This window comes from Streptomyces sp. SPB074 (genome assembly GCF_000154905.1).
GTDB lineage: Bacteria > Actinomycetota > Actinomycetes > Streptomycetales > Streptomycetaceae > Streptomyces.
In genome coordinates this window covers 3,935,590-3,936,776 of record NZ_GG770539.1, presented here as the reverse complement: position 1 = coordinate 3,936,776, position 1,187 = coordinate 3,935,590, and the positions used below count along the sequence as shown (strand labels likewise).

Annotated in this window: 1 protein-coding gene; it reads right to left on the bottom strand. The window is 78.6% G+C overall.

What is annotated here, in order from left to right; translation table 11 throughout:
* Positions 1–25 precede the first annotated feature (25 nt).
* A complete protein-coding gene (locus tag SSBG_RS16405; protein WP_037869935.1) occupies positions 26–733 on the bottom strand; it encodes a copper homeostasis protein CutC in 708 nt (235 codons plus the stop codon).
* Positions 734–1,187: the final 454 nt, after the last annotated feature.

The following is a 1,187-nucleotide window of genomic DNA, read 5'->3' as shown; positions in this document are numbered from 1 at the left end:
GCCCGGCGCTCCGGCGCCGTTTCGCTCAGGCCAGCGCCTCGCGCCAGCGTGCGACCGCTGCCGCTTCGACCGGTCCGTCCCAGCCCTCGGGGCGGGCCGCGCCGCCGATGTGGAAGGCGGAGATCCCGGCGGCGCGCAGGGCGGGGAGGTGGTCGAGGCGCAGGCCGCCGCCGACGAGGAGGCGCTGCGTGTAGCCGGGGGTGCCCTCACGGGCGGCCTCCTCGCACAGCACGGTCAGGCCGCTGTCGACGCCGCCCGCCGCCCCGGCCGTCAGGTAGGTGTCGAGGCCCGGCAGTCCGGCGAGCCCGGTGCGCAGGGCCTCGCGGTCACGGCTGCGGTCGACGGCGCGGTGGAAGGTCCAGGGGCAGCCTTCGAGGACGTCGGCGAGACGTTTCAGCGTGTCGAGGTCGGGGTCGCCCTCCGGGTCGAGGAAGCCGAGGACGAACTCCCGCGCGCCCGCCGCGCGCAACCGGGTCGCGCGGTCCACGAGCGCGGCCACGCCGCTCGTACCGCCCGCCGCGAAGCCGTCGCTCAGGCGCAGCATCACGCGCAGCGGGAGGGCGACGGCGGCGCGGATCTCGCGGAACGTCTCGACCGTGGGGGCGAGCCCGTCGGCCGCCATGTCGCTGACGAGTTCGAGGCGGTCGGCGCCGCCGTCCCGCGCGGCCCTGGCGTCCGCCGCGTCGAGGGCGATCACCTCCAGGAGTGCGGCTGTGCCTTCGGGCATGGTCATGGCCCCTCTTCCCGTCCGTCCCGTGTCCGGGCACCCGTGAGGGGCCCCTGTGCCGGGCCCGCCGCGTCGCGGGCCCGCCGTCGCGCGCGTCAGGGCAGGCACGGCCACCCCTCCCGAACCTCGCCCCGTCGCGAGGCCCCCGGGCGTCCCGCCGGGAGGGAGAAGCGGTCTAGTCCAATCGCGCTGGAGGGCAGCCTACGCGGCGGCCGGCCCCCGGGTCAGCACCGTCGGGGGCGTACGGGCGGCGGCACGGGGCGCGGACGTCGCACCTCTGGGCGCCGACCACCCCTGTGCGGCACGGACCCGGGACCACCGGCGCGCTCCACCACTCGGCGGCCGGAGCGCGGCGACCGGCCCCTTGGAGCACGGGGGCTGCCGCTCATGCCCGGCCGGTGCGCTCGGGGTGAGGACGGTGCGTCCCGTGCGCCACCGCCCGCCGCGCCGCGCCTTGCGG